The sequence below is a fragment of the Phycisphaerae bacterium genome (genome assembly GCA_018003015.1).
In the GTDB taxonomy this organism is placed as follows: Bacteria; Planctomycetota; Phycisphaerae; order UBA1845; family PWPN01; genus JAGNEZ01.
The window spans coordinates 90,556-116,008 of sequence record JAGNEZ010000014.1 but is presented as its reverse complement, the minus strand read 5'-3'; the positions used below and the strand labels follow the sequence as shown (position 1 = coordinate 116,008).

Genomic DNA, 25,453 nt, shown 5'->3' with positions numbered 1-25,453 from the left:
AGGCGCGAGGGGGCATAGGAGGTCGTGTCTGGTGTTGGGGGCGCGGAGATTTGTGTGGGAGAGGGGGGTAGCCCCTGGGTGGGGGGGCGGAGGGGGGCTGCGGGACTTGCGGGGGCGAGGAGATTTCCCTGTACGCCGGGTACCGATTCGGGCTATCATTGATGGGAGGGATCCTGGGGTCCAAGGTGAAACGGGTTTGGGTGACACGGCGGGGGAGTGGGCGGCCCAGACCCCGGACAGGAGTGCCCAAGCATGTTCTTCACAGAGCGCCATGGTTCGAGTCGCGGCAGAAGCGGCTTCACCTTGATCGAGGTCCTGGTGGTGGTCGCGATCATCGCCCTGCTGATCTCGGTGTTGATTCCGTCGCTGCACAAGGCTCGCGAGCAGGCCAAGGTCATGGTGTGCAAGACCCGGCTGGGTCAGCTGTACCGCGGCCACGCCTTCTACGCTGCCGACGACAAGCGCGGCCAGTTTCCCCACTGGAGCTGGTGGCTGTTCGACGGGGTCGGACACGGTGAGGCGAAGGTCAACTACAACGCGGCGGCCGATGTGTACGCCAAGACCGGCGGCGTGCGTTCGCCCGACTCACGTGTCTGGGTGACCTACGGTGACATCTTCCGGTATCTCAGAGATCCCGAGGTCTACTTCTGTCCCGGGGACACGAAGGTTCGGCCGCAGAGCAGCTCGATCGGCAATGGCCGGGGCTCAAACGGCCAGTATCCGATTCACAGCTTCGTGAGGGTAGTCGATCCGAACTTCTTTATCCAGAAGAAGATCGACGGAGCGGATGTCAACAATGGCCAGCTTCAGCCGGGGGACTTCATCAATCCGGACAAGCTGCGTCCGGGTGTCTTCAAGGGGGACAGCGAGGGTCTGCCCCAGGTGAAGAATTTCCAGTCAATTCCTTGCCGTGTCGGGATGATGTACGAGGAGGACCAAGGGCTGGGGGACCTTCCCATCACCCGGTCTGCGACCCTGAACGATGGGCACAGCAGCGTCGTGGTGTACACTGATTACATGTCGGCTCGTCATCAGCGCCGCGCTCATATGCTGTTCTTCGACGGTCATGCCGAGTTGTGCGAGACCGACCGGTGGAACAACTACAGCAAGGACAAGTATGTGCTCTACCGGGTTCTTGGGGCGGGCAACTATGTTCCTCCGAAGCCTTGACGGCGAGGCGGTTGGGATATGAGTCATCGTCCAGGCAAATCCGATGCAGGTGGGCGCAGCCTCGGGCGGGGTCTGTTGATCGTGGGGGCCGTGGCGGCGGTCTGTATCGGGGGGATGGTTTGGATCCTCAGGCCTTCGGACGAGACCAAGCCGGAACCGGGCATCAGTGCGTTCGTGGCGAAGGTTCTTTGTTCATCCTGCGGCTTCTTTGGAGACGCGAAGGCGGTGGCGTTGGACGGTGATTCCGCGGCCGCACCCGCCCTCGGCCCGGGCTACAAGTGCCCCAAGTGCAACAAACGGACGCTCTATGCCAACCCCTACCTCTGCAAGCAATGTGGGACCCCCTTTCTGGGGCAGCCGAACGGCGCGGGCGATTTCATCGGGAAGTGCCCCAAGTGTGGCCTCGTGAATTGAGTTGCGTCTTCCGCGGTCCGGGGGTCATTTGCCATCGCGCAGCGGCCGGATGAGAAAGAACACGATGACCGCAAGAGGTTCAGTTTGCCTTGGGTTGGCCCTGGTGGTGCTGGGGGCGAGCAGCCCCGGGGGCCGCGCGGCCGGTTTGGATTCTCCCTGCCCGGTCGAGTGGCAGGGCTTGCCCTTTGGGGAAGCCCTGCGCGAATTGGCCGGTCGGCTGGACCTACCCTACGTCGTTGATGCGTCTGTTCAGGCGGAGGCTGCCCAGACCAGGATTCGACTCCTGGCGTCTCATGTGGATGGTCGGCAAGCGTTGCGGTGGCTGGCTCGCTCCGCGGGCCTTGAGGCCGTGGTGGTCGACGATACGATTCTTATCGCCGGAGCTGAGCGATTGCCTGAGGCGTGGAAATGGCGAGCGGGGGTGCCGGCGCGTGGCCGGGACGGCCAGGAAGCGGCATGGGCGGGCATGCGCGATCGTGTGGCTGCCGTCGATTGGGTGGATGCGCCCCTGAGTGTCGTGGTTCGCGATCTGCCCAGGTCTTTTGGCGTGGATCTCGTGGTCCATCCGGACATTCTGGCCAAGGAAGCTCTGATCCACCTGCAGCAGTCGGCGGCCACGCTGGAGTCTGTTCGCGCTGAACTGGCCCGCAGTCTGGACGCCGAGGTTGGGTACGACGATGGGGTCCTTTGGGCTCGCCCTGCCCACCTGGTCCACGGGCCCGCGGCATCCGCCCCCACGTTTATTCCTGAACTTATTAACGCGAAAACGGATCAGCCGCTGCGTCGTCCGGTGGTGATCGACCGGCCGTTGGCTGACTGGCAGGCATTTCGGGGGGTTGTTGCCCGGGCGACAGGGCTGAACTGCCGCGTGGAGGTTGCAGCGGGAGCGGCGTCGGCCAGACTGGAGGCCCGGGGGTCTGTCGGGGAGGTTCTCGAGGGCGCAAGGCTCTTAGGGCTCATGAGTTACCAGCTTCAGGCGGGGGGCGAAAAGGGCTTGCCAACATTGCTCATCCAAGTACGGGCGGCCGACCGATAAGCCCCATACGGCGAAAGGGCTTGGGACACGGAAAAAGCCCTTGACGGGTCAGGATTGAGGTATACACTTTCCGCGGACGGTAACCGGTAACCCCGATTTTCGACCCATGTTGTCCAAGTGAGGGAGCGTTGACATGCTGTGCGTGGATTCAAATGCCGAGGATCTGAGTCTCCAGGCCGTCGCCGATCCTACCTCCGGGGACCAGGCGGAGACGAGTGTCCTGGTCCTTCAAGGCACCGGCCGATTCTCCGCTCCCGGCTTTGGGCCGGCCACCCGCTGGGCATTCGCTGCCGGGTCGTTCGAAGTCCAGTGTGCTCGTCGCGAGGATGACGACGAGGAGGACGAGGAGGAGTTCGAGGACTATCCTTTCGAGGAAGAGGATGAGGACGAGTTCGACGACGATCTCGACGATGACCTCGACGACGACCTCGACGACGACGAGGACATGGACGATGATTTGGAAGAAGAGGAGTGATTGCTCGTTCCAGATTGTCGTTGTCGCACTTCAACCGGGTGACTGATCGACGGGCCCGATCGCTCACCCCAGCGGGGTAACCGGGTGACTGTTTTACCTGAAGAGCAACAGCCGTATACCGGACCGGAGCGACGCAGTCAGGACCGGCGCGCACCGGTTGATCGTCGGGGGGGCCTGGAACGTCGCCGCGGGCCGGGTCGCCGCCGGAGCGACCTTCGCCGGCAGGCCGAAGAAGGGGAGATGACCGACGAACTCCTGGAGTTTGTCCTGGCCGTTGATGAGTACAAGCGGATCAACAAGCGCCCGTTCCCGACTTGGAGCGAGGTGTTTGAAGTGATACGATATCTAGGGTACCGCAAGGTAGCGGACCGTGGCGAGCACATCGATCGCCCGGCGGGGGATCCGTCGGAGCCTTCGAAGAGTTGACCGGGTGTTTCAGCCGGGAGATTGGGCTTGGAGATGACCGACCAAGCTGCGTTCGTGTTCAAGACCATCCTCGCCCTGGGTCCGCTGGCGGTCTACTTTCTGGGTTTGGGGTTGGTCAACAGCCAGGCTCGCCCCTGCATTTTGAGCGCCCGGGCAGACTTCTGCATTCTCGCCACCGTGTTTGTTCCGCTGATCGCCGCGCCCGTCGTTCTGCTGCTCGAGCATGACCAGGTTGGCCTGGTCAGTGTGGCCATTATCGGCGTGGCCGGTCTGTTCTTCACCCTGTTGCCCCGTCCGGGCAGCGGCTGGGTGGTGTACAACTGCAGCCCGGCTCAGGGTCGTCGCCTCCTGTACCAGGCTTACCGGCGGCTCGGCTGGCGGGTCGAGTCGGCCGAGCACGACCGGCAGCGCATTCCCGGGGCCGGCCTCAGTGTCAGCCTGAGTGCTCTGCCTCTGTTGCGGAGCGTGACGCTCTCGGTGGAGGGTGCCGACCGCCGGGACTCCGCGGGCAAGGCGAATGAGCTGGTCGCCGCGTTCCGTGAGGAACTGGCGGAAGAGGCCATGCTCCCGTCGGCCACCGGCATCAGCCTGGTGGTCATCGGTGCCGCCCTCCTTGGCGTGCCGATGTGGTACCTGTTCCACAACATGCAACTCATCGTGGACGTGGTCCGCCGAATCCTGACCGCGTGAGTAGTCCTGTCGGGCGGACCTGCGGCGAACCGTGGAAGCGCCTGCTCCACCTTGTGATCGCGGTCACGTCGGGTATCCGACGTCGTTCGCGTCGGCGTCTTCTACAGCCGGTACTGCGGAATTCTCAGCAGCTCGCCGTTTTTCAAGGCGGACTGATGGGCGACGATGCCGGCCACGGTCATGTTGAGGGCCTGGGCGATGTCGATCAGGGGCTTGCGGTTCTCGAGGATCGCGGTGATGAACTCGTTCATCAGGTATCCGTGTGAGCCGCCGTGACCGCCGGCGTCGACTTTGGGGGGGAGCGGCGGGCGCTTGAGGTTGGGCAGGTTCTTCTCCAGGCCCTCGTACTTGCCGTAGAACGAGCCCTTCTGGCCGCGGATCCGGCCCTTCTCGCCGCTGTCGCCGGGGGTGTCCCAGCTGACCGCCATCCGCGACATGCCGCCCTCGCTGGTGCGGAACAGGGCGATCTCGGTGCCGAACGGGTTCTTGTAGGGGTTGTTCGCCGGCTTCAGTTGATCGATGAGGCTTGGGATGCCCATGCACGAGACTTCGGTGAAGCTTCCGCCGCTGGCGCCGACGTAGTAGGCGTTGGAGTGGGTGGGGTACCATTGCGGAGGCAAGCCGACGCGCCAGCCCTTGTAGGACGGGATAGGTTCGGACATGTAGTGGTAGTACTCGCCTTCGGAGTAGACCAGCTTGCCCAGGCCGCCGGCGTTGTAGATCTGCCGCATTGCGTAGAGGTCTTCGTGGAAGTAGGAGGTCTCGAACAGCATGTACTTGCGTCCGGTGGTTTTGACCGCCTCGAACAGCTTGTCGGCCTCTTCGAGCGAGCCGAAGGTCGCGGGTACGGCCGAGGCGACATCCTTGCCGGTCTTCAGCACCTCGATGCACAGCCGGGCGTGACTTGGGGCATCGGTGGCGACGAAAACCGCCTCCATGGACTGGTCCTTGATCATCTCCTCGAGCGAGGGGTAGGTCTTGTCGCAGCGGCAGGCCTTGGCCAGTTCGGCGCAGCGGTCGGGCTGCAGGTCGGCGACGCCCACGATTTGGACGTTGGGGTGGTCCTGGAAGCTGAAGGCGGCCCCGAAGCTGCAGACTCCGTAGCCCGCGATGCCGATCTTGATCTTGCGGTCCGAGACCGGCTGCCAGCCCTTGGAGGCGTTTGGGTCGGTGGGGGCCTTCTCGAAGCCCTGAATCACCTTTTCCTCGGCCCGGGCGGTCTGGGTCAGGCCCAGGGCGGCGGCGCCGGCTCCGACCGCCTGCAGGAATGAACGTCGGGTGGATCGATCGCGCATCGCGGGTCCTCCTTGAAGATGTCGCCGGAAACCGGCGGATCAGCGACGTTTACACCGGCTGACTGGGTGCGTCAAGGACGGGCGGGAGATTGAGGATGGCGAGTGGCGAAAGGGGGCTCCTGCATCACAGGGTGGCCTGAGACGCGTCAGCGACAGCTACTCTGTCCCTGTTCTCCGTTCTCGACCCGGTGCCTGCGGCGTGCGGATGGCATTCTCCGGCGTCAGGGGTAGAATCCGAGGGGAATGTCTGGCGGCCTGGGGCGATGCGCTCGACTACAGGGTTGAGCGTTTGGGTGCGGGAAGGACTGTCCGGGGCGGTCGCCAAAGGCATGTGGGCCGGGAGGTGGCCTTTCGATGGACTTGACCGAGGCACTGGAAGTTCTTGCCCGCGAGGGTTCACGGCTTCGCGATCCTTGGGCCTTGCCGTGGGAGGAGCGCGACCAGCAGGCGGTCCATGCCCTTCGGTTTCGGTCGAACCTTGATGCCGAGGGCCAATCCCTGTTCATTGCGGCCGTGCTCGGGGGGGCTTCGTCCGGCAAAAGCACGGTGTTCAACAATCTGCTCGACGGTCATCGGGCCAGTTGCGTCACGGTGAAGGCCCATTCCACCCGAGGCATCATCATGGCGGTTCATCAGGACCACCGCGACCGGATCGGCCGGTGGTTCGGCGAGCCGCAGCTCATGTTTCCCTCGCTGAAGCGGCATGAGGCCGGCATCGAGGAGGCGGTGCTGGGCGATCCCGCGGTCGTGACGGTGGTGTATCACGCCATTGGGCGGCTGAAGCCCGTCCTGCTTCTGGACACGCCGGATCTGACTTCCGTCCACTCCGAGCGTGAGGGTGATCTGGCCAAGACCCTGCTGCCGTGGTTCGACAAGGTCCTTCTGGTGGTCAACTTTCCGCAGCGGTGGCGGGATCGGCAGGTGGCCGAGTTCGCTGGGGATGCGGTTCTGTTCTGCCCGGATCGGTTCGTTCTTTTCAACCACACGCAGGAGGGTGAGTTGGGTGATCCCGAGCGTCGGGCCCTTGACGAGCAGGCTGGCCGGCTTCGAGCCCCGTTCGCAATCGTCGACTACAGTGCCGGGCGGGGGCTGAGGAGGCTCGTGCTTCCGGATGCAATCTGGTCGTTGCTGGCCAAGGTACCCGAGCACCGGCTCGGCCTGCTGCGCCGGCAGGTGCATCGTGCTGCCGAAGACGTTTACAGCGAGAATGAGCTGCGGCGCCAGCTGCTGGCCGAGCTCAAGGGCCGGTTGCACGCGTGCGGCGAGAAGCACCTGCCCAGCGAGAAAGACTGCATCCGGGCGATGATGACCCAGGAGGAGCAGCAGGCGGTTCTCTGGTTCCGTAACCGGCTGCTGGGGGTCAAGCGTTTCCGGGAGAGGCTGGAGAGTGGGGCGGCCCATGTCGTCGGCGTGTTGTCGAGGGTCCCCGTGGTCGGGCGATTGTTCGAGGCCTCGACCGACGCCCCGTTGCTTGCCCGGGACCCGCGAGAGACCCGTGAACAGATTGCCTGGAAGTACTTTGAGAGTTCCTGCGAATCCTTGCTTGCCGAGTTCAACAAGGTGTCGAGGTCCAGCAAGTTCTGGAAGCACCTGGGCCGGGCCACCGACCCCTTTCCTTTTCCCGGCGGGGCGATTCAGGATTACCGGGAGAAAATGGTGCAGGTCATCCAGCGGCTGGACGGGGCGCTGACCAACTGGGCCAAGGCGGTGCAGAGCCAATGGGAGGGTGCTGGAGCGGCTGTCGCCGGAGCCGCGAGCGCCGGGACTGCGGCCGCTCTGGTGCTGCTCTATCTCCACGCCGGGCCGATCGGCTGGCTTCTGATCGGCAAGATCGTGGTCGCTCACTGGGCGATTCTGGCGGGTACGATCGTCACCGGGGCCGCGGGAGGCAAACCGCTGAGGCAGACGATGGTTGCCCTCCAGGAAAAGCTGGGTCTCAGCCGGGAGTATCGGCAGGTTCAGGAAGCGGCGGTGGCTTACCGGGGACTGATGGAGGAGTTCGCCTGGCAGGTGTCGCGGCAACTTCACCAGACCGCGGAAGCGTGGGTGCTCGATCCTCAGACTCCGTTGGCGGAGGCTCTTGACGTGCTCAGTCAAGGCGAGGAGGGTGAGCCATGACCGATTCCCTGCTCATTGCCCGGAGAATGGAGCGGTTGCAGAGCGTCAACGAGCAGCTGGCCGGCCTGTTCCATCGTGATCCCCTGCCGCTTGACCGGGGCGAGGCTCCCGGCCCGAAGGATCCGCTGGTGGTGTGCGGACTGCTGGGTGGCAAGGATGTCGGGAAGTCCACGCTGATCAACGCCCTGGTGGGTGAAGCCATCAGCAGGGACGACCGCGAGGTTGGCGAGGGAACCGCTCGACCGGTTGTTTACGTTCACCGGGCCATGGAGGCGTACGTGCGAGATCGCTTCCGGTCGACGCGCGGTGCGCCGGAGATCCACCGCCACGAGGACGCGGGCACGCGCAATCTGGCATTCGTGGACATGCCCGATTTCGACAGCGAGCTGCGGACGCATGAGCAGATCGTGCGTGAGTACCTGCCGCTGCTGGATCGCATTCTCTGGGTGACCAGTCCGCAGAAAGCCAACGATCGGATCTGGGTGGAATACACGCGGAAGGCGTTGAAGGATCTCGGCAATGTGTACTGTGTTCTCAACCGGGCCGATGAGTTGCTCGAGGACGACGATGGCTATCCGGCGGGAGCGGGCCGGGATCCCGCTGAACGGTTCTGGGGGGAGCAAGCCGCCTGGTTTGGGGATCAGCTCCGTGATGTGCGGTACGACATTCCCCGGGAGCGGCAGTTCCTGGTTTGTGCGAAGTATCCGACGGCCGACCGGATTGTGGACGCTGTGGCCCGGTCGTGGGGTGGCCTGGACGACCGCTCAACGAGCAGTTCGCAGCAGCTTGTGGCCGGTGTTGCGGGCCGGCTGCAGAGCGAAATGGTTCGTCTGCGGAGGATGCTCTTCGCCCAGGTCAGTGAGTTGGAGGCGGCGCGGATCAAGGGTCTCAACGACCAGGTGAAGCTGCGGGCCCATGCCGAGAGTGTCCGCCGCACTTACGAGCTTGACAGCTGGGTCGAGCGGCTGGAGCAGGTCTGTGATCCGGTCTTTGCCGACGTGCTTCAGGAGGAGGCGTTCGAGGCTGACTACTGCATGACGGTTGCTGAGCGGCTTGCTCGCCAGCAGAGCTCGCTGATGACCCTGGCGGATCGGTTGATGGAGGACCGGATTGAGAAGTGGCCCGCGCTGCGCTGGCTGTATTGGCTGGCGAGGTGGCCGCTCCGCCGGGTTGGCATGGCGATCGCGTCGCCGGGTCGGGCGGGGGAGGACGCCGCCCCGCGTTGGGGTCCCGGGCCGTTCTCGGTCGCCGGCCGGGGTTTGGAGCATCGGATCCGCTTCCTGATCCAGAAGCTGGAAGGGGAGGATGAAGCGGTGCAGGTCTTCCTTCTGGAGGAGCAGATGCCCAAGGCGGAGGTCTTGGCGGGGAAGGTCAAGGCGGAGGTCCGCGAGCACGCGCTGGCCGGCGATGGCCAATGGCTTGAGGAGCGGTCGCGCGTCTACCGGGCGGGGCCTGTTCGGCGTGGTTTTCTGTGGCTCACTCTGCTCTGGTTCGTGATTGTGCAGCCGCTGGGAGAGGGCATCCTCGAGGCGTTGAGCGCCGCCCATGCCCAGACCTTGCTGCACGGGCTGTACAAGACGGTGGCGGCGCTGGGGGCCGCCCATCTGCTGCAGGGCATGCTCGTGGTCTGCGCGGTGTACGGGGCCTGCCTGGGCGTCATGTACTCCCGATGCATCCGCGAGGTGCGTGCCTATGTCAGGGGCGATCGGGGGGGCAGCCGGGCGGCCCAGATCGCGGCAGCCCTGCGAAGCGAGCTGGCCGAGAACGTGGTCGGCGAGGTTCTCCGGCCGCTCCGCGGGGTCTACGACCGCCTGAGCCGCCTGTCCGGTGAGCTGGCGGAGGTGGCAGATCCCCAGAAGGATTTGCCCGACTCGCAACGGCCGGAGTCGGATCCGGCGAGCTGAAGGCCGGCCTCGGGAGGCGATTCTGGACCGTGGGGCGCCGGCTACTGGCCGGATCGGCCATGCTTGGGTTCGCCCCGCTCGACCGGGCCTGTTCACTTGATCCGCGCCTTCCGATCGAGTAGGAGAGTAGGCGCGCTGGCGTGGGGCGCCGACGATTCGGGTGTATCGGATGCGACGTATCGACGTTTCGACCTTCATCTGAATGCTCCACTACTTCCGTATTCTCGGTCTCTTCGCCCGGGTGAGCATCCAGAACGATGCCGCCTATCGAGCGGACTTCTTTTCCAGCTTGGTCATGTCTCTGCTGGGGTTTACGGCGGAGCTGCTCAACCTGTGGGCCATCTTCTCCAACGTGAGGTCGTTCAACAACTGGAGCGTTCCCCAGATGGTGGTTCTGATCGGCATCTTCAAGACCATCCAGGGGATGATCGGCCTGTTCATCGCCCCGAACATGCGGATGATCATGGAGGACATTCGTGACGGCCGACTCGATTTTGCGATCCTCAAGCCGATGCATGTTCAGTTCTACGCCAGCGTTCGCCGCCTGGCGTTCTGGCGAGCGACCGACGTGGTCCTGGGGCTGGCCATGATCGTCGTGGGCTGCAGCAGACTGGATCTCTTCCCGACGGTCGGCATGGTCTCCTCGTTTCTGGTGATGCTCGCCGCTGGCATGGTGATCATTTACTCGTTCTGGCTGGTGCTGGCGACCTGCGCCTTCTGGTTCACCCGGTTGTCGAACATCGAGATGGTTTTCTGGAACCTGTTCGAGGCTGGCCGCTACCCGGTAGACATCTTCCCGTTCGGGATCCGATTCGCCCTGACCTACGTCGTGCCGCTCGCGTTTCTGACCACCTACCCGGCCGCGGCCCTGACCGGCAGGATGGAGTTCAACTGGCTGGTAGCGACCGTTGTCCTGGCCGGCATTTCGCTGTTTGTCTCCGCCCGATTCTGGCAGCTGGGACTGCGGCATTATAGCGGAGCATCGGCTTGACCCGCTGCGTTGTCAGGGAGCGGTCACCGCTCGTGCTCCTCAGTCCCGAACAGGCCTCAGAAGTCACTCCCCGGGGACAGGTACGCGTCGACGTCGTGTACGCCTCCGCCGGGGTCGGGGTATGATTTCGTGTACCGGTCTGGCCACAGACGACCTGGTTCCGCGAACGCGGTGCTGGTCGGCGTGTTCCCTCGGGCCCGGGCGATTCTGGAGGTTCGCGGGTTTCGGGAAGAAACGGCGGGAATGGCGCGAACCACCCGGCTGCCAGAAGGCACGTATAGGGGTGGCACAAACAATGGAGGATCGACGATGCCAACCGTCCGCACCATGCGAGCCGTGGAAGCCGAAGGTTACGGCTCCCTTTCCCGAGTTCATGGACTGTCCCAGGTGTTCGCGAGGGCCCGAAGGCTCAGATCGGGCCGTTTTTTTGGCCTCGGATTGCTGCTGTTGCTGCCCACCTCGCCCGAGGCATTCGCCGCCGAGGGCAGCCGTTACTTCGCCATCACGGTGGTCGACGAGCAGACCGGCCGCGGGGTGCCTCTAGTCGAGCTCACCACGACGAACAGCATCCGCTACTACACGGACAGCAACGGGATCGTCGCCCTGGACGAGCCGGGGCTCATGGGCCAGAAGGTGTTTTTCACCGTCAAGAGCCATGGCTACGAGTTTGCCAAGGACGGGTTTGGTTTTCCCGGCAAGCCTCTCGAGGTCACCCCTGGGGGCAGCGCGACGCTCAAGATCAAGCGGATCAACATTGCCGAACGTCTATACCGCGTTACCGGGCAGGGCATCTACCGCGACACGGTTCTCCTCGGTCGCCAGCCACCCTTGCGCGAGCCGGTGCTCAACGGCCAGGTGATGGGTTCGGACAGCGTGCAGCACATCATTTACGGTGGTCGCAACTTCTGGTTCTGGGGTGATACGGGCCGACCGTCTTATCCGCTGGGGAATTTCTTCACCACCGGGGCGACTTCCGCCCTGCCCGGCAAGGGTGCTCTCGATCCTGAGGTCGGCGTGGATCTCTCGTACTTCGTGGACGAGACCGGTTTCGCCAAGAAAATGACTCCGATGCCCGGCAGCAACCCGGTCTGGATTGACGCCCTGGTGACTCTTCCTGATGAGACTGGACGTGAGGATCTGTACTGCGCGTTTGCCAAGGTGACCCAGGCCATGGAGGCGATCGAACGAGGCGTGCTCAAGTACGACGACGCCAAGCAGGTCTTCGCCAAGGTGACGCAATTCGATCTAAAGAACCCGGTCCGACCCGCCGGACATCCTTTTCGCCACCCCGACGAGGGAATGGAGTACATCTACTTCGCCCAGCCGTTCCCCTTCACGCGTGTCCGGGCGGAGGTCAAGTCATACCTGGACCAAGGTGCGTACGAGGTCTACTCATGCCTGAGGGAGGGCACTCGCGTTGACTCCCGCCAGGTCGACCGGCAGGCCGACGGATCGATCCGTTATGCCTGGAAGAAGAACACGCCGGCGCTCGATCCCAAGGAGGAAGGCGAGTACATCAAGGCGGGCCTGCTCAAGCCGGAGGAGGCCCTGTTGCTGCTCCGGGATAGTGGGACGGGCAAGGCGGTGACGGCCCACGCCGGCTCGGTCTACTGGAACGAGTACCGCAAACGGTGGATCACGATCCGCTGCGAGGTGTTCGGCACGTCGATGCTGGGCGAGACCTGGTACGCCGAGGGTGACACGCCGCTCGGCCCGTGGGTCTATGCCCGCAAGATCGTCACCCACGACAAGTACAGCTTCTACAATCCCAAGCATCACCCGGTCTTCGATCGTGACGGCGGGCGCATCATCTACTTCGAAGGCACATACACCTTCACCTTCTCCGGCAATACCGAAGCCACGCCGCGGTACGACTACAACCAGATGATGTACAAGCTCAACCTGGACGATCCCCGACTGGTCTTGCCCGTGCCGCTCTACGAGGTCGAGGAACAGGGTGTCCGCGTGCTCCGTGCGGCGGATCGTCTGCCGGCCGCCGGCGGGCGATATCGAATCGCGTTTTTCGCCCCGGACCGGTCCGCTCCCAACACCATACCGGTTTACGAGCAAGGCACTCCCGAAGCCGGTTGCCGGCTGACCGTCGGGGATGCGAAGGCCAAGCCTGCCGACGGCTTGAAAGCGTGTTTTCATGCTTTGCCCGCCGACGCCAAGGACCCGCCGGCCACGACCGTGCTGCTGTTCGCCTTCACCGATTCGAAGGGCGGCACGGTTTACGGCACGGAGGAGAGTCCTGCGCCGGCTGGATTCACCAGGTCCGATCGACCGCTCTGTCGAGTCTGGAGAAACCCCTCGAAGTTGGAGTGGCAAGTCCGCTGACCGCTGGCGAGGGAGCCGCGGCCGGGGTCACTGGTCGGTCCGCGGATTTGTTCGTCTCGCTCCGGTGTCGTAGACTGCTCCCCTGGACAGGTGAATCGCAGACCAGGGACCGAGCTCGGGGAGTCACTCTTGACGCTGAAAGAGAAACTGGCGGGCAAGTTCATTGTATTCGACGGACCGGACGGCTCCGGCAAGGGGACGCAATTGCGGCTACTGGCCGAAGAGCTGCGCCGGCAGGGTGCTGAGGTCGTGCTGGGCAAGGACCCCGGTGGCAGTGAGATCGGCGACCGGATCCGGGCGATCCTGCTCCGCCATGACCTGTCGCTGATGGACGTCCGTTGCGAGACGATGCTGTTCATGGCGTCGCGGGCCCAGCTTGTCGGCGAGGTGATCGAGCCTGCCCTCAAGGCGGGCAAGATCGTCCTCTGCGACCGGTTCATTTCCGCGACGTGTGCCTACCAGGGGGCGGCCGGCTACGACATTCAGCGGATCATCAAGCTGGGGAGCTTCGCCGTCGGCGATACCTGGCCGCACCTGACCGTCGTGGTGGACATTCCGGTCGAGGAGGGTTTTCGCCGCACCGGCCGCAATCCTTCGGGGGCTCCGCGGCGGCGAACGGACGCGAACCAGGGTCTGCTTCTGGCCGACATTGAGCCGGACGCCATGGAGATCCGGCCGATCGCGTTCCACCGCAAGGTGCGCAAGTTGTTTCTGGAACTGCCGCCGGAATACCCCGGCAAGGTTGTGGTCATCGACGGTTCCGGGGCGCAAAGTGACGTTCACCGCCAGGTGATGGAGACCATCGAGCGTGTCGATTTTTGACGTCCAGCACCAGGATCGAGCCCACCGCGTGATCCAGCGTTCACTGGCCAGCGGGCGCATGCCCCACGCGTACCTGTTCGCCGGGGCGGAAGGCGTAGGCCGCGAGCTGCTGGCCGAACGCCTTGCCCGTCTGCTGCTGTGCGGGGCGCGTATTGGCCGAGCCCTGCCCGAGCCCATCGCCGGAGCTCTGCCCGATGGCCACGGCTGGGACGCTTGCGGCCGATGCGAAGATTGCATCCTCACCACCGCCGGCACCCACCCGGATCTCCACCGCATCTACCGCCAGCTGAGCCACCAACACCCGGATGCCGAGGTTCGCAGGAGGAAGGCTCAGGATCTCTCCATCGATGTCATCCGGCACTTCGTGATTGACCGGGTTGGCTTGCGGCCCAGGCAAGGCCGGGCCAAGGTGTTCATCGTCCGCGAGGCCGAACGGCTCAGTGATCAGGCGCAGAACGCCCTGCTGAAAACGCTCGAGGAACCGCCGTCGGACACGTACCTCATCCTGCTGGCAACGGCCGTGGACCGCATGCTCCCGACCACCCGGTCGCGGTGTCAGCAGGTCAGCTTCGGCCTTCTCCCGATCGACTTCGTTGCCAGCCAGCTGCGATCACTCCGCCCGGACGCCACCGAGGAAGTGACCAGCTACCTTGCTCGTCGTTCGGGAGGCAGCATCGGTCAAGCCCTAGTACAATTCGATGACGGCATCCATGCGATGAAGTTGAAGTGGGGCCACCAGCTGGTCACCCTTGCGGCCAGGCCGGCGGGTTTCTCGGCTCACGCCCTGGCTGCCCCGTTCCTTGCCGATGCCAAGGAGCTGGCCAGGTGCGCCGCCCAGCGTGATCCCGAGATCACCGATTCCGTCGCCACTCGGGCGAGTGTGCAGGTTCTGCTTTCGGTCCTGGCCGACTTCTACCTTGATGGGCTTCGCCGGAATTTGGGGATGAGGGCGAGTTGGATCAACAGCGACCAGATGGACGTGGTGGAGTATCTGGGCACGGCCATGAGTGCGGGCATGATTCGGAAGTGTCTCGCCCAGATCGCCGAGGCGGACGCCAACGCAGGGCGGAACGCGGCGTTCGAACTGGTTCTGGAAGGGCTCTTCATTCGCCTGGCGGCCATCGTCGAGGGCCGCTCGCTGGTTCTGAGCCGCCGCAGCGCCGGGTGATCATGGGCCGTCCTGCCTGATTGTCCAAACCGCCCACCGCCGGTTATACTGAGCTTCGGTGCGAGGAGTACCCGGTGATGTTCCCTTGCGGTGGTTCCGCCACGGCCTATGAACGATGCGGCAAGACGGGCGAGAAGCTATTTCCCGTCACCGCGGTGCGTTACGGTCGGATGAACTACATTGGCGAGTTCTCCCACCCGCCGGACATGTCCGTGATGTGTGGCGGGAAGGTGATCATTCTCACTGAACGCGGCATCGAGGTCGGTCAGCAGGTTCCTCGGACTTGCTTCGGCTGCAGGCAATCGGTGCCTCGTGACCAGATGCGGGCATATGCCCAGGCCAGCGGGGAGGAGTTTTACCAGATCAAGAACGGTCGGATTCTCCGCCCCGCGACAGAGGCCGATCTGGCCGAGCTGCGTCACATCGAGGAGGGCTGCAAGGCCAAGCTGGTTTCTTGCCGAGCGATCGCCTCTGAGCTTGGTTTGCAGATGAAGATCGTCGACTGCGAGCACATCTTCGGCGGCGAGCGGGTCGTTTTCTACTTCATGTCCGAGGACCGGGTGGACTTCCGGGAACTCGTTCGGCGGCTGGCTGCCGAGTTCCAGACTCGCATCGAGATGCGACAAGTTGGAGCCCGCGATGAGGCCCGGTTGCTGGCCGACTATGAAACCTGTGGCCGCGAGTGCTGCTGCCGCAACTTCCTGAAGACGCTCCGCCCGATTGGCATGCAGATGGCCAAGTTGCAGAAGGCGACGCTGGACCCGTCCAAGGTGAGCGGTCGCTGCGGGCGGCTCAAGTGTTGCCTGCGTTACGAGCACGAGACTTACGAAGGCCTGGTCAAGAAGTTGCCCCGCGTGGGTGCCCGGGTCGTCACCAAGGAGGGGACGGGCAAAGTCATCGACCGGCAGGTGCTTACCCAACTGGTCAAGATCCTGGGCGATGATGACCGGGTCTTCGTCGTCCAGAATGAGGATATCACCGAGCGACTGGCCCCTCTCGCGGGGGGGGGTGGTCAGGCGCCGGTCAAGCCTCGCGAGCAAGGCTCGGCGCCCGCTCGCCCCCAGGCTCCGCCAAGGCAGGAGGAGCTCACCGACGAGCCGGGCGAGCCAGACGAGCCTTCGGCCAAGGGCCTGCCGGAGACGCAAGCGGAACCTCCCCGGGGCGTGCGGGCTCTGCCGGTAGATGGGGCTCAGGAACCCGCCTTACCCCCAGACGGCGCCGGGCCCGGGGCTGCGCGAGGCGAGGGCGGGTCGTCGCGGCCGAGTGAGACTTCGGAGGGCGGACGTCGTCAAGGGCGTTCCCGGCGTCGTCGGCGGGGACGAGGACGGGATCGCCATTCAGGCCCACCCGGTTCGGCACCGTCTGGCGGGGGCTCTTGACCGCGATGCCGGTCGCAGGGTCAAATGGTCTTCGATGTCCCACAAACCGTCTAAGTCACTGGAGCAGATCGTTCGCGAGGTGGGACGGTATTCCGTCGACGCCTTCTTGTTCGTTCAGGAGTGTATCGGTCTGGCCTCGGATCGAGTCCACGGTCCGCTCTCCCAGGAACAGGCCGCGCTGGCCCAGTGGATGGCACGCGAGGGGATCGGACCGGACGAACTGTCCGATCGCGCCCAGGCGGGTGATCTTCCCCCTGACATTGCCCGGGCGGTGAAGAGTCTTGGCGGGCTGCAGCGGGTGAACCGTCACGTCACCGGGCAGCAGCTTTGCGAGGCGATTCGGGAGATTGCCCTGGAACGATGGGGTCTGATGGCCCGCAACGTTCTGACCCGCTGGAACATCACCTGCACCGAGGACATCGGGGTCATCGTTTTCGCCCTGGTGGAGAACGGCTGGCTCCAGAAACAGCCCACCGATCGCATCGAGGACTTCGAGCACGTGTTCTCGTTCAGTGAAGCCTTCGATCACCACTACCGGATCGGGGCAAAGTAACCTTCCGCGATCATGTTTTCGGACCTTTCCGGCCCTCCTCACCCGGCTCGCTTTTTACGCGAACCGCCTCGCACCCTGGCCGATAGCGATAGCAGGTCCACGGGACCCCGCGCTTCTGGGGGGACGCCACAGAAACGGTGCCGGCGGGATGCTTTTGCCATGAACGACTGGTTGGATGCTGAAACACGGGCCGAGCGAGCGATGCAGCTCAGCGAATCGCGCCAGTGGCAGCAGGCCCTGGCCGAACTCAACGCCGCCATCGCGATCAACCCGCACGACGTCCACTGGCACATTCAGCGTGGCAACATTCTCGATGAGCTCGAGCGATATGAAGAAGCGGTCGAAGCCTACGAAACCGCTCTCTCGATGGATGATGAATCCGCCGAGGTCGCCACGTTCCTGGGGATGGACTTGATACGTGTCGGTCGTCACAAGGACGCGGTACGCCTGTTCGAGGGTCTGGCCGCTCGCCGGGTTGACTATGAGCCGGCCTACTGCAACCAGATCGCGGCGTATACCCGCATCGGCGATCACGAGAAGGCCGAGGAGATGTTCTACGTTGCCCAGCAGCTGGAGCCCGATTGCCCGCACTGCTTCCATCATCTGGCGGAGTCGCTTGCCTGCCGGGGGCAGTTTGACCGTGCCCTGTTCTGTTGGCAGCGCGTGCTCGACATTGCGCCTGACTACCCGAATGTCCAACGCCGGATTGCCCAGGTGCATCGCCTGCAGGGCGACCGGGCCAAGGCCCGTGAAGCCTATCTTGAAGCCCTTCGGGCCGACCCCGGCAACTGCGATCTTCTGGCCGACCTGGGTGACCTGATGATCGAAATGGGCAACCTGGAGGCCGCGGCGGCCAAGTTCTCGTACTTGCTCGACCTGGAGCCCGATCACACCCGGGGCAACGTCATGCTCGGTCTGATCGAGCTTCGCAACGGCCGGCATGCATCCGCGGTCGAGCGTTTTGAGTTCGTCCTGGCCGTCGAGCCGGACTACCCCGGCCTGCGCACTTATCTCGGCGAAGCCGAGTACTGTCGGGCGAACATTGCCGGAGCGGTCGAGCACCTCAAAGCGGCGATTGAGCAGGACCCGCGGGATACCGTGGCCCTGGTCGCCATGGGCAACTGCCACCTGAAGGCTCGGCGGCTGGGTGATGCCGAGGGTTTCTATCGCAAGGCCCTTGGGGTCCGGCCGGACGTCGTGGCCGCCCTGCACAACCTGGCGGTCTGCCGGTTCCTCGCGGACGACCTTGAGAAAGGCGTTCGCTACTGTCGGCGGGCCTTGCGCCACGATCCCGCGAACGTGATGGTCATGTACAAGCTGGCCCTGGCGCAGATGGAACTGGGCCGCTGGGCGGAAGCAGGGGAGTTCGTTCGCAGGGGGCTCAGCCTTGATCCTGAACACGTCGGCATGAACTACCTTGCCCGCCACACGCGCCGGTTGAAGCTGCGTTGGTACGTGGGCCGCGTTTTGCACCTTGATCGCCGCCTGCTCCGCCTGGTTGTCAACGCATGTCGGACCGCGACTCCAGCGCCGGCCTGAAATCGACTCCAACACGGACCACACTGTCCCTCAAGGCCCCATGCCTGGCCGGGTCAAAGCAGCCCCGGGCCTGTGCATTGCCGCGGTCAATTCGGCTCCGCATGTGGCAGACGGGCCTCTCGGGCTTCGCGTGAATGCTGGCGCGAGGCCGTCGGCTGTCGGCTGGAGGAATTCCTCGGCCGAACCATCGGATGTGCTGCGGGACGAGGAGCGACTCCCGCGGACCGGTCGCCCGTCGGGGCTTGTGGGTGACCGATAATGGCCCCGGGACCGATCCCAGTTATCACGAGAGGCTTTTCGGGATCTTCCAGACCCTGGTACCCGGGGAGCATCAGGAGGGCACGGGCATCGGGCTGGGTCTGGTCAAGCAGATTGCCGAAGGTTATGCTGGAACGGCCGAGTTGGGGTCCGGCATCGGACCAGGGCGTATCTTTTGACTCACATTGTCTCTCTAGCGGTGGAGTCGCTGACATGCGAAGCACGAAGCCGATTCTTCTGGTGGAGGATGACGAAGTCGATCAGATGACCATCCAGCGAGCCCTCAAGGAGATTCATGTCACCAATCGCCTGGACATCGTCGGCAACGGCGAGGAAGCCATCGCGTTTTTGAGGGACCCCGCCCAGGATCGCCCGGGTATTATTCTGCTGGACCTCAATATGCCCCGAATGAATGGCGTGGAGTTCCTGCGCGCGGTCAAGGCGGACACCACGTTGAGAGGGATACCCGTCATTGTGTTGACGTCTTCCCGCGAGGAACAGGATCGGGTCGAGAGCTTCAACCTCAGCGTGGCAGGCTACATGGTGAAGCCGGTTGACTACCGCCAATTCGTTGAAGTGGTGCGGACCATCGATCTGTACTGGACGCTCAGCGAACTGCCCGAATAGGAGGGAACCGGTGAACGGCCAACCGATTCGGATTCTGTACATTGAGGACGACCTGGTTGACCGCATGGCGTTCGAGCGGTTTGTGAGGAGCCGGTCGCTCCCTTACGAGTGCACCGTCGCTGAGTCGGCTCAAGGTGCCCGGACACACTTGGCGTCCGAGCGCTTCGATCTCGTCGTCTCCGACTATGCCCTGGGGGACGGCACCTGTCTTGAGCTTCTGCCGAGTTGCCGGGGCGTGCCGTTCATTGTGATTACCGGAACGGGCAGTGAAGAGACGGCCGTCGAGGCGATGAAGCTGGGGGCGGCGGACTATCTGATCAAGGACCCGGACGGGTACTACCTCAAGGTTCTTCCGGCGACGGTCCAGAACGTCCTCCAGCGCCACAAGGCGGAGACCGAGCTGGCCCTCTACCGGGCGGGCCTCGAGGATCTGGTGCGGAAGCGCACCGCCGAGCTTGAGGCCGAGATTCAGGAGCGCCGGCGGGCTCAGGAAGCTCTGCAGGCAAGTGAGGAACGGTTGCGGGCGGCGCTGTCGGCGGCCAACATGGGAACTTGGCGTTGGGATGTCCTGAAGGACCAGGAAACGAGGGATGCCGGCCTCAACCGGATTCTGGGGCTTGATCCGGTGGAGTCAGTCCGAAATGTACGGGACTTCTTCGATCGCGTTCATGACGAGGACCGCCACGAGGTGAAAGAAGCGTTCCTGGCCGCGTGCCGGAAGCGGGGTCCCTATCTGGCGGAGTTTCGCATCGTGCGTCCGGACGGAACCATCCGCTGGTTGCGTGATCAAGGCAGGCCGTTTTTCGACGAGTCCGGCACGCTGCGATACGTGACCGGCGCCACGGTGGACATTACCGAGCGAAAGGAGGCGGAGGCCGAGCGGACTCGCCTGGAGAGACGCCTCCGGCAGATTGACAAGCTGAACGCCCTGGGAGAACTCGCGCTCGGCGCGGCCCACGAGTTCGGCAACTGCCTGACGGTGGTCCGCTCCGCGATGGAACTGCTCCAGGATCGTCGGACGGACCCGGAATCGGGCTCCCACCCGATCCAGATCATCTCTCAGGCGGTCGCCCAAGGAGCCACGGTCGCCCGCTCGCTGCAGACGTTCGGGCGCGACCTTCCCACGGAGAAAACCACCCTTGACTTACGGGAGGTCCTGAAGGAAACGCAGTTGTTGCTCGAGCACACCCTGCCCAAGGTGATCACGCTCGAGGTCAGCTGCGCGAGCGACGATCCGATCCGGCTTCACGCCGACCGGGCTCAACTGCAGCAGGTCCTGCTCAACCTGGCCCTGAACGCCCGCGATGCCATGCCGGAAGGCGGCCGGCTCCGCATTTGTGCCAAGCTCAAAGCCGCCTCCGATGTGGACGACGGAACGGAGACGACGCCGTCAGGCGTGCCATACGCCGAGTTGTCCGTAACTGACACGGGTGTGGGAATCCCCCAGGACATCCTGCCCCACATCTTCGACCCGTTCTTTTCGACCAAGCCCCGGGGGAAGGGCACGGGGCTGGGATTGTCGATCGTCCACGGCATCGTCCACGATCACGGCGGGAGAATCGATGTTCACTCAACCGTCGGCACGGGTACCACGTTCACCATTCTCCTGCCCTGCCGGGAAGCGGGCGTCGACGGCGAGGGTGAGGGGCCGAACCGCGAGGTTCCCCGCGGCCATGGGGAATCGGTCCTGGTGGCCGTGAGGGACCCGCTTCTGCGCGGTTTGGCGGCGACATTCCTCGAGTCGGCGGGGTATCGGACGCGGCAGGCCGAGAACATGGCCGCGGTCGAGGAACGGCTGGGGGCTGCGTCCGAGGGCGTTCAACTGGTGATCCTGGATGCATCGCTTCCCGGCGATGAGGGATCCGGTTGTTTGGCCGGGGTGCGGAAGATGAGCCCATCCCTGCCGATCGTTCTGCTGGCCGAGACCACCGGCTTGCCTTCGGGCCGGCTCGATGCCCATACCGTGGCAATCTCCGGTGCCTATGACATGCCCGAGCTGGCCGAGTTGGTTGACCAATCGCTCGCTTTCGTCAAGAGTGGGCAAGCGGTCTCCTGACACGCCGAATCGCGTTCCTGGCTGGGGACCGGGGACCGGGGGTATCGTGTCATTCGTGGCGCAGGGCCTCGATGGGATGCAGGATGGCCGCCTTGAAGGCCGGAACAATGCCGAACAGCACGCCCACTCCCGCGGAGAAGCCGAAGCCCAGCCCGACCGCCCACCACGGGATGATCACGCTGATCATCTGCGGGTGCAGCGACGCCAGGTAGCAGGCGCCGTAGCCGATGGCCAGGCCGATTCCCCCGCCCAGACAACTGAGCAGCACAGCCTCGGTCATGAACTGGGCGAGGATATCCCGCCGGCGGGCGCCGACCGCCTTGCGCAGGCCGATTTCCCGGGTTCGCTCGGTCACCGACACCAGCATGACGTTCATAATCCCGATACCTCCAACAAGAAGCGAGATTCCCACGACGCCGGCCAGGGCGCTGGTGGCAATCAAGCTGATCTTGTTGAACTCCTTGAGGATCTCGTCCTGCGTCTCGATCCCGAAATCGTTCGGCTGGTCCGGGGCAAGTTCATGCCGGTGGCGGAGGGTGCTGGTGATCTGGGCTTTCGCCTCGGGCACGAGTTCCGGGGCCTGGGCGCGGACCATGAAGGCCAACAGCCGCCGGGCGGTGGGAAACAGCTTCAGTCCGGTGGTGAAGGGCACCAGGACAAGATTATCCTGGCTCTCGCCGAAGAACGAGCCTTTCGACTTCAGGATGCCGACGACCTGGAAACGCTGACCCGCGACCTGGACGTAGCGGCCCATGAGATCCGTGTCCATCTGCAGTTTGCGGAGCACTTCGCGTCCGACCACGCACACCTGTCGGCGTGATTCGATGTCCACCGGCCCGAAGCATCGCCCCACCTCGACGTCAAAGCCACGGATCAGGTTGAACTTGTCGGTGGTGGCGACGAGCGACGTCTCCAGCTTGACGTCGCGGTAGATGAGCGTGGTTCGGCGCTCGATCAGCGGGGCCAGGGTGGCGATCGCCGGACAGCGGCGCTCCACGGCCTCCAGGTCCTCAGGGGTCATTTCGATGCGGCCCAACGCTTGCCCCGCGTCGCCCGGGGGGCGCTGGGGCCAGACCCACATCGCGTTCGTGCCCAGCCCCTGCAGGAAATTGGTCACGTAGGATGAGAAACCCTGGATGACCGCGACCACGGTAATGACCGAACTGACCGCGATGATGATGCCGAGCACGGTCAGCACGGATCGCATCTTGTTCATCCAGAGCTGTTCAAGCCCTGTCACGATGTTGGCCAGCAGCTTCATTCGGGGTATCCGATTCCACGTACCCGTCCCTCAGCCGGATGACCCGCTGACACCGGGCGGCCACCTCGGCTTCGTGGGTCACGATGATGATGGTCTGCCCGGTGGCGTGCAGCGCGTCGAAGAGGGCCATGATTTCGTTGCCGGTGGCGGTGTCGAGGTTTCCCGTCGGCTCGTCCGCCAGGAGGATGGCCGGGTGCCGCACCAGGGCCCGGGCGATGGCCACGCGTTGCCGCTGCCCGCCCGAAAGCTCGTTAGGACGGTGGGCCAGCCGGTCGGCCAGGCCCACGCGCCGGAGCGCTTCGGTCGCCAACTGCCGCCGATGCCGAGATCCGCCGTAGACGAGGGGCAGCTGGACGTTTTTGAGGGCGGTGGCCCGAGGCAACAGTTCGAATGTCTGGAAGACGAAGCCGATCTGTTCACCGCGAATCCGGGCCAGAGCCGACTGTGACACGCGGCTGACATCGTGCCCGTTGAGCCGATAGACGCCGCCTCCGGGAATGTCCAGGCAGCCCAGGATGTTCATCAGCGTGCTCTTGCCCGAGCCGCTCGGTCCCATGATGGCGACGTACTCGTTGCGGCAAATGGTCAGGCTGATTCCTGCCAGGGCGTGGATCTCCTCGACCCCGACGCGGTAGACCTTGGTCAGTTTCTCGATTTCGATCATCGGCGGTTCGGGCGCGGCTTTTCCGCTTGCCGGATCATTGACCGACTTGATGGTTGGCTCGGCCACTTCCCTTACGCTCATCCTGGCGCGCGGGTGCGTTCCCGCACCTGCTCGCTCATGCCTTCACGACCCGGCCGGGCGGGTCGCTGTCGCCCCCGTTGCCTCTACCGCCTGCCCGTGCTTCAGCACATCCAGAACGCGATACGGGCCGATGATGACCTGGTCGTCGCTCCCCAGGCCCGAAGTGATCTCGACGTGGCTCTCGTCACTGATGTCCGTCTGAACCAGACGAGCCTGGGCCTTGCCATCCTTGATCACGAAGACCACCTTGAGGTACTCGGCCTCCGGCTCGCGACTCCGCCGAGTCCGGCCCAGTGCGGCCGGCACGGTCGCGGGCCTCGCCGCCGATGACGTGGTCGAGACTTCGGTCGCCCCCTCTTTCACCGCCTCGGCGGGCAGGTCCTTTCGCTTCCGGTGCCGAACGGCCTGGATCGGCACCGCCAGGGCGTTTTCGTGCCGACGCACCTCGATCTCGACGCTGGCCGTCATTCCCGACCGGACACGGGGATCGGCTGACTCGACCAGGATCCGTGTCTCGAAGGTGGTGACCTCGACCTGTTTGACACCCTTGGGCGTCACCCGCTGAACGACGCCGGGAATGGCCGTGCGGTCGTCGGTGGTCAGGTAGATCCAGGCTCGCTGACCCGGCCTGACCCGAACCACGTCCGACTCGTCGATCTGCGTCTTGACCTCCATGCGGGCCATGTCGCTGATGACCATGAACACGGCGCCGGGCAGATTCATCGTGCCCGGGATGAGGACTTCGCCCTCCTCCGCCAAGATCTGGGCGACGACTCCGTCGATCGGCGAGATGATGGACGTTCGTCTGAGGTCCTCCTGGGCGGCATCGAGGGCTCCTTGGGCCTCGATGCTCTCCTGCTGGGCCATGTCGCGGGCTGCCTGGAGGCGGCTCAGGATCGTCGCCACGTTCTCCCGCTCGTCGATGCTGGCCGCGTCGCTCGCGATCAGGTTCTTGTAGCGTTTGTCGTCGCGATCCGCCTTTTCCAGGTCCGCGCTGACCTGGCGGATGGCCGCCTTGAGCCGCTGCACTCGGGCCTCGGCGGAGCGGACGCGGGCCTCATAGTCCGCGGCATCCAGCTTTGCGAGCAGGTCTCCCTTCTTGACTGCCTCGCCCTCCTTGACTGGAAGCTTCAGGACCCGCCCAACCACCTGCGAGCTGATCTCGACCTCGACAACGGGCTGGATCGTGCCTGGTGCCGTGACGACGTGAGTGATAGGCCGACGAGTGGGTTTCTGAGCCTCGACCTGCAGCGCCGCCGGCGGCGCGAAACTCCAGTTCAGCTTCCGCGGCGAACCTTGAAGCCGGTGGTTCGCATAGACCAGCACGATCACGATCAGAACCGCGGCGACAAGCAGGATCATCTTCTTCATGGCGGCGATCTCAAATCGTGACTTCGCCCCCCAGTGAGTCCATCAGCCACACGGTTCCGGTTCGCAGGCCGGCCGCGCCCGCCCACAACAGGATAGACAGAAACACCGCTCCTCGGGTGGAGAGCTGGCCGGATCGACTGATCCCGATGGCGGCCAGGGCGTAGAACCAGAGGCTGAACGGATCCACCGCCTGCAGGCCGGCGTAGAGCCATGCCGAAGCTTCCGGACGCCCGCGCAACAGCACCGCCAGCGATGTCTCCACCTCGACCGAGTGGAGGCTGATCATCAGCGGCACGACGACCGCCTGCCGCAGGACTTCGACGTAAGAGGCAAAGGTCAGGATCGAAACCAGGCCGTGGTAGGCAGGTTTCCGCCCGGACAGGGCGACGGCCACGAACGCCACCGTGGCTCCGAGGAAGATCCGGCCGAGCGTTTCGACGGGTCCCTGAAGAACGGACGCCCCGCTGGCCAGGACCTTCCAGAACACCGCGGCTTCCCGCGCGGTGCGAAGCCGATCGTCCAATTCATCCCGCTTGACCTCGCCGACGGAAGTCCGCTCGATCAGTGCAAGGCCCTTTTCAGTGGAAATGTCCACTGATCGCCCGATCAGCCCGGAGAAGACGACCGTGTATCCAGCCGCCGCCAGCAGCACGACCAGCAACGCCAGTGGTCCGCCGTAGGACGTGGCCAGGTCGAATGGCTGATAGAAGCGTAAGGGGGAAAAGTAGAGGCTCGGGATGTCGCGGATTCCGGACGACAAGTCATCCTCCACGGAGCAGAATACCGGATTGGAAGTTGCCAAGGAAGAGGATGACCCT

General features: G+C 64.4%; 23 protein-coding genes. 18 read left to right on the top strand and 5 right to left on the bottom strand.

Annotated elements, in window-relative coordinates:
* Nucleotides 1-252: 252 nt before the first annotated feature.
* The 6 genes from KA354_08895 (at nt 253) to KA354_08870 (ending at nt 4,211) form a co-directional block, all read left to right on the top strand.
* A complete protein-coding gene (locus KA354_08895) occupies nt 253-1,170 on the top strand; it encodes a prepilin-type N-terminal cleavage/methylation domain-containing protein (GenBank protein MBP7934748.1) in 918 nt (305 codons plus the stop codon).
* 18 nt (nt 1,171-1,188) lie between these two features.
* A complete protein-coding gene (locus tag KA354_08890; GenBank protein ID MBP7934747.1) occupies nt 1,189-1,584 on the top strand; it encodes a hypothetical protein in 396 nt (131 codons plus the stop codon).
* Nucleotides 1,585-1,648: 64 nt separating this feature from the next.
* Nucleotides 1,649-2,620 (top strand): hypothetical protein, encoded by a 972-nt coding sequence (locus tag KA354_08885; GenBank protein ID MBP7934746.1) that lies wholly within the window; start codon nt 1,649-1,651, stop codon nt 2,618-2,620.
* A gap of 133 nt (nt 2,621-2,753) precedes the next feature.
* Entirely contained in the window at nt 2,754-3,095 is a 342-nt protein-coding gene (locus KA354_08880; protein ID MBP7934745.1) for a hypothetical protein, read from the top strand.
* An 84-nt stretch (nt 3,096-3,179) separates the two neighbouring features.
* Nucleotides 3,180-3,521, top strand: coding sequence for a hypothetical protein (locus KA354_08875; GenBank protein MBP7934744.1), 342 nt, complete (start codon nt 3,180-3,182; stop codon nt 3,519-3,521).
* Nucleotides 3,522-3,554: 33 nt separating this feature from the next.
* Complete coding sequence (locus tag KA354_08870) at nt 3,555-4,211, top strand: hypothetical protein (GenBank protein ID MBP7934743.1); 657 nt, start codon at nt 3,555-3,557, stop codon at nt 4,209-4,211.
* 101 nt (nt 4,212-4,312) lie between these two features.
* Here the strand turns inward: KA354_08870 and KA354_08865 are convergent, their stop codons facing one another.
* Nucleotides 4,313-5,506 (bottom strand): Gfo/Idh/MocA family oxidoreductase, encoded by a 1,194-nt coding sequence (locus KA354_08865; protein ID MBP7934742.1) that lies wholly within the window; start codon nt 5,504-5,506, stop codon nt 4,313-4,315.
* Between the two features lie 354 nt (nt 5,507-5,860).
* Here KA354_08865 and KA354_08860 point away from each other — a divergent pair, with 354 nt between their 5' ends.
* From KA354_08860 to KA354_08805, 12 genes are all read left to right on the top strand, one after another.
* A complete protein-coding gene (locus tag KA354_08860; GenBank protein ID MBP7934741.1) occupies nt 5,861-7,624 on the top strand; it encodes a hypothetical protein in 1,764 nt (587 codons plus the stop codon).
* Nucleotides 7,621-9,528 (top strand): 50S ribosome-binding GTPase, encoded by a 1,908-nt coding sequence (locus KA354_08855; GenBank protein MBP7934740.1) that lies wholly within the window; start codon nt 7,621-7,623, stop codon nt 9,526-9,528. The genes KA354_08860 and KA354_08855 overlap by 4 nt, the downstream gene beginning before the upstream one ends.
* A gap of 202 nt (nt 9,529-9,730) precedes the next feature.
* Nucleotides 9,731-10,519, top strand: a complete 789-nt coding sequence (locus tag KA354_08850; protein MBP7934739.1) for an ABC-2 family transporter protein — start codon at nt 9,731-9,733, stop codon at nt 10,517-10,519.
* A gap of 438 nt (nt 10,520-10,957) precedes the next feature.
* Nucleotides 10,958-12,856, top strand: a complete 1,899-nt coding sequence (locus tag KA354_08845; GenBank protein ID MBP7934738.1) for a hypothetical protein — start codon at nt 10,958-10,960, stop codon at nt 12,854-12,856.
* A gap of 129 nt (nt 12,857-12,985) precedes the next feature.
* Nucleotides 12,986-13,678 carry a dTMP kinase gene (gene tmk / locus KA354_08840; GenBank protein MBP7934737.1) on the top strand — a complete coding sequence of 231 codons (693 nt, stop codon included), beginning with the start codon at nt 12,986-12,988 and terminating at the stop codon, nt 13,676-13,678.
* Nucleotides 13,665-14,846 carry a hypothetical protein gene (locus tag KA354_08835; GenBank protein MBP7934736.1) on the top strand — a complete coding sequence of 394 codons (1,182 nt, stop codon included), beginning with the start codon at nt 13,665-13,667 and terminating at the stop codon, nt 14,844-14,846. The genes tmk and KA354_08835 overlap by 14 nt, the downstream gene beginning before the upstream one ends.
* Before the next feature lie 206 nt (nt 14,847-15,052).
* On the top strand, nt 15,053-16,225 hold the full coding sequence (locus tag KA354_08830; protein MBP7934735.1) for a signal peptidase: 1,173 nt from the start codon (nt 15,053-15,055) through the stop codon (nt 16,223-16,225).
* Nucleotides 16,226-16,259: 34 nt separating this feature from the next.
* Nucleotides 16,260-16,778, top strand: coding sequence for a hypothetical protein (locus KA354_08825; protein ID MBP7934734.1), 519 nt, complete (start codon nt 16,260-16,262; stop codon nt 16,776-16,778).
* A gap of 159 nt (nt 16,779-16,937) precedes the next feature.
* A complete protein-coding gene (locus KA354_08820) occupies nt 16,938-18,317 on the top strand; it encodes a tetratricopeptide repeat protein (GenBank protein MBP7934733.1) in 1,380 nt (459 codons plus the stop codon).
* Between the two features lie 134 nt (nt 18,318-18,451).
* The gene (locus KA354_08815) at nt 18,452-18,754 is read left to right on the top strand and encodes a hypothetical protein (GenBank protein ID MBP7934732.1); all 303 of its coding nucleotides are present in this window, start codon (nt 18,452-18,454) and stop codon (nt 18,752-18,754) included.
* 34 nt (nt 18,755-18,788) lie between these two features.
* Nucleotides 18,789-19,202: a response regulator gene (locus KA354_08810; protein ID MBP7934731.1), complete on the top strand. Its 414-nt coding sequence runs from the start codon at nt 18,789-18,791 to the stop codon at nt 19,200-19,202.
* A gap of 10 nt (nt 19,203-19,212) precedes the next feature.
* On the top strand, nt 19,213-21,258 hold the full coding sequence (locus tag KA354_08805; GenBank protein ID MBP7934730.1) for a response regulator: 2,046 nt from the start codon (nt 19,213-19,215) through the stop codon (nt 21,256-21,258).
* Nucleotides 21,259-21,307: 49 nt separating this feature from the next.
* On the opposite strand, the gene KA354_08800 is transcribed toward KA354_08805, so the two are convergent.
* The 4 genes from KA354_08800 to KA354_08785 all read right to left on the bottom strand — a co-directional run bounded on the left by KA354_08800 (nt 21,308) and on the right by KA354_08785 (nt 25,395).
* Nucleotides 21,308-22,513 carry an ABC transporter permease gene (locus KA354_08800; protein MBP7934729.1) on the bottom strand — a complete coding sequence of 402 codons (1,206 nt, stop codon included), beginning with the start codon at nt 22,511-22,513 and terminating at the stop codon, nt 21,308-21,310.
* Nucleotides 22,485-23,183 carry an ABC transporter ATP-binding protein gene (locus KA354_08795; GenBank protein MBP7934728.1) on the bottom strand — a complete coding sequence of 233 codons (699 nt, stop codon included), beginning with the start codon at nt 23,181-23,183 and terminating at the stop codon, nt 22,485-22,487. Before KA354_08795 ends, KA354_08800 begins: the two co-directional genes overlap by 29 nt.
* A gap of 123 nt (nt 23,184-23,306) precedes the next feature.
* Nucleotides 23,307-24,635: an efflux RND transporter periplasmic adaptor subunit gene (locus KA354_08790; protein ID MBP7934727.1), complete on the bottom strand. Its 1,329-nt coding sequence runs from the start codon at nt 24,633-24,635 to the stop codon at nt 23,307-23,309.
* 10 nt (nt 24,636-24,645) lie between these two features.
* Nucleotides 24,646-25,395, bottom strand: a complete 750-nt coding sequence (locus KA354_08785; protein ID MBP7934726.1) for a hypothetical protein — start codon at nt 25,393-25,395, stop codon at nt 24,646-24,648.
* Nucleotides 25,396-25,453 lie beyond the last annotated feature (58 nt).

Coding starts and splice junctions, on each gene's coding strand:
- KA354_08870 (MBP7934743.1), top strand. CDS start 3,555: ATGACCGACCAAGCTGCGTTCGTGTTCAAGACCATCCTCGCCCTGGGT.
- KA354_08820 (MBP7934733.1), top strand. CDS start 16,938: ATGAACGACTGGTTGGATGCTGAAACACGGGCCGAGCGAGCGATGCAG.
- KA354_08790 (MBP7934727.1), bottom strand. CDS start 24,635: ATGAAGAAGATGATCCTGCTTGTCGCCGCGGTTCTGATCGTGATCGTG.
- KA354_08850 (MBP7934739.1), top strand. CDS start 9,731: ATGCTCCACTACTTCCGTATTCTCGGTCTCTTCGCCCGGGTGAGCATC.
- KA354_08855 (MBP7934740.1), top strand. CDS start 7,621: ATGACCGATTCCCTGCTCATTGCCCGGAGAATGGAGCGGTTGCAGAGC.
- KA354_08895 (MBP7934748.1), top strand. CDS start 253: ATGTTCTTCACAGAGCGCCATGGTTCGAGTCGCGGCAGAAGCGGCTTC.
- KA354_08890 (MBP7934747.1), top strand. CDS start 1,189: ATGAGTCATCGTCCAGGCAAATCCGATGCAGGTGGGCGCAGCCTCGGG.
- KA354_08885 (MBP7934746.1), top strand. CDS start 1,649: ATGACCGCAAGAGGTTCAGTTTGCCTTGGGTTGGCCCTGGTGGTGCTG.
- KA354_08825 (MBP7934734.1), top strand. CDS start 16,260: ATGTCCCACAAACCGTCTAAGTCACTGGAGCAGATCGTTCGCGAGGTG.
- KA354_08865 (MBP7934742.1), bottom strand. CDS start 5,506: ATGCGCGATCGATCCACCCGACGTTCATTCCTGCAGGCGGTCGGAGCC.
- KA354_08860 (MBP7934741.1), top strand. CDS start 5,861: ATGGACTTGACCGAGGCACTGGAAGTTCTTGCCCGCGAGGGTTCACGG.
- KA354_08810 (MBP7934731.1), top strand. CDS start 18,789: ATGCGAAGCACGAAGCCGATTCTTCTGGTGGAGGATGACGAAGTCGAT.
- KA354_08795 (MBP7934728.1), bottom strand. CDS start 23,183: ATGATCGAAATCGAGAAACTGACCAAGGTCTACCGCGTCGGGGTCGAG.
- KA354_08880 (MBP7934745.1), top strand. CDS start 2,754: ATGCTGTGCGTGGATTCAAATGCCGAGGATCTGAGTCTCCAGGCCGTC.
- KA354_08830 (MBP7934735.1), top strand. CDS start 15,053: ATGTCCGTGATGTGTGGCGGGAAGGTGATCATTCTCACTGAACGCGGC.
- KA354_08815 (MBP7934732.1), top strand. CDS start 18,452: ATGCTGGCGCGAGGCCGTCGGCTGTCGGCTGGAGGAATTCCTCGGCCG.